This window comes from Ruegeria sp. BI12 (genome assembly GCF_056537985.1).
This window is the reverse complement of record NZ_JBQFSL010000009.1, coordinates 1-1,613: the sequence shown is the minus strand read 5'-3', so window position 1 is coordinate 1,613 and position 1,613 is coordinate 1. Positions and strand designations below refer to the sequence as shown.

The following is a 1,613-nucleotide window of genomic DNA, read 5'->3' as shown; positions in this document are numbered from 1 at the left end:
TTGAAGCCGCAATAATGGCAATTGATAACGGTTTGGATATTACTCTCATAACTGACCTATTTTATATTTAGCGTGTTCTAACTGATCAGAAAATTAGAATTTCTGATGAGTTTTTTTCTTTCGTTTACCTTGCCCTGCCCATATTCTATTCGGTATTCACCTATTTGGTACCATGATATGGTTATCAGTGTGGCGTCACACCTGGTAAGCCTGTGCATATCACGTTGCTAAACGTGGACTGGCCCATGTGCTTTGTTTTAGCCAGGTTCCATTGCATACGCTCGCTTCAGAAGTTGAATGCGATGCCTGCGGAAAGATTGAACCCTGAGGTTGACGTTCCGGTACTTCCTCCAAATGACGTGCGATAGGTGCCATTTGCATACAGGGTGCCGGTTCCTCCGATCTTGGCATCAAAGCCACCTCCAAGCTCAATGAGAGAGCCATCAAAGCCGCCCGCAAGTTCAGCAGCGCCCACAGACACGCTCGTGTCCGGGGAGAAGTTATGCACGATATTTGCAATCACATAGGAGGTTGTCGCCGGGGCCTCTGGGGCGGTGGGTGCGAACTCATAGGCAAGTCCAAGCCGTCCAATCAGGCTCTCATTGGTTCCAAAATCTACAGCTGTGCCTTCCGTATCCGTAAAAGACCCTCCATCAAGTCCTGCCCATGAAAGCTGCGCCTGTGGCACAAAAGCTCCCCCACCTTCCAGCGCAATACGGTGCCCAACTTCAATACTCGCCTGAGCATACTCCATCGTATGATTGTCAATCAGAGAGCCAAAAGCCGAAGACCTGAAATCACCTTCAATCTGACCAAGCTCCCCTGTCGCATCCACATATGTGCCCCCGTCTCCATACCATGTCAGTGTCAAGCCAAGCCCATAGCCATCTGCATCAACATTGGAAGATCCGAACGCATTTGTCGCATTCACTTCAGCCTGCCCGTATTCAGCATAGGCACCGTAAACAAGGCGCCCTCCGGAAACCACAGTGGGGAAATCTACACCGGCCTGGAAAAACTGGCTATTGGCGTCGGAGCTATAAGGAGACCTTCCTCCTCCGACCTCAACATCCGTGCGCCCACCAGATAGTCGGAGCCACCCCCCGGTTGCGTCACCGCTGGCCCATTCCCGGCCCCCAAGCCGTGCAATCAAGGATTCCGGGCGCGCAAAGCTGTCAAGCAAGCCCCCCGGTGCCGACTGATAGGCAAGACCCGTCGAAGAAATGCCAATTGCATTCAATGCAAACGCTTCACCGCTGTACAGTAAATCATAAGCAAACACCCCCGCGCTTACCGGTTCTCCGCCTGCAAGCACAAACGCGTCGGCCTGTGCCGTACCCTCAACCGCCACAAGTGTAATTGCACTTCCCCCATCCGCCATCCCAGGCGAGAGCAGGTTCAAATCCAGCGTGCTTGTGCCTGTCACATCCCCAAGCACTACCAGCTGGTCCGCACTGCTTGCCGCAAAATCAACATCCACTGCAACAACACCATCCACGCTTTCATAATCACCCGCCACCGTCAGGGTGTCACCGGAAGCTCCATTCGCCAAGTCCACTACACCCGCATTATGCAGACTACTGCCCAAAACAGATTGCCCTGAGACCCCAAAC

At 52.9% G+C, this 1,613-nt stretch carries 1 protein-coding gene; it reads right to left on the bottom strand.

Translation table 11 applies throughout. The features are described 5' to 3' along the window. Positions 1–286: 286 nt before the first annotated feature. Positions 287–1,613, bottom strand: a 1,327-nt coding sequence (locus ACR0AK_RS22885; RefSeq protein ID WP_480795112.1) for an autotransporter outer membrane beta-barrel domain-containing protein, incomplete at its 5' end; no start/stop codon positions are given.